This window comes from Brevundimonas sp. P7753 (assembly GCF_013386595.1).
GTDB classification, from domain to species: domain Bacteria; phylum Pseudomonadota; class Alphaproteobacteria; order Caulobacterales; family Caulobacteraceae; genus Brevundimonas; species Brevundimonas bullata.
This window is the reverse complement of record NZ_JACARP010000277.1, coordinates 1-330: the sequence shown is the minus strand read 5'-3', so window position 1 is coordinate 330 and position 330 is coordinate 1. Positions and strand designations below refer to the sequence as shown.

At 62.4% G+C, this 330-nt stretch carries 1 protein-coding gene; it reads right to left on the bottom strand.

Going from position 1 to position 330, the window contains the following annotated elements; genetic code table 11:
• A partial coding sequence (locus tag HX774_RS19570) for an NAD-dependent epimerase/dehydratase family protein (protein ID WP_218650550.1) occupies positions 1-330 on the bottom strand: 330 nt, incomplete at both ends.

Sequence of the window (330 nt, the reverse complement as noted above, 5' to 3'; positions counted from 1 at the left end):
GGCAAAGTCTGCGTTTCTGACGAGGTCCGGTGCGCACGCATTGAAGGCGCCCCAGCAATCGGCGTGGTGCAAAAGGAAATCAATCAGACCGACCACGTCGTCAAGATGAATCCACGGCATCCATTGACGCCCATTGCCGAGCCGACCGCCAAGCCCCATGCTGAATGGCAGACGCAGCCTGGGCAACATGCCGCCGTCGCTTGCAAACACGGGCGCGGTGCGCAGTAACACTACACGCATGCCGAGCGCCTCGGCACGGCGCGCTTCCTCCTCCCACGCGACGCAGAGTTGACTGCCAAAGTCGTCCTTGCCAGCGCGGCTGTCTTCATC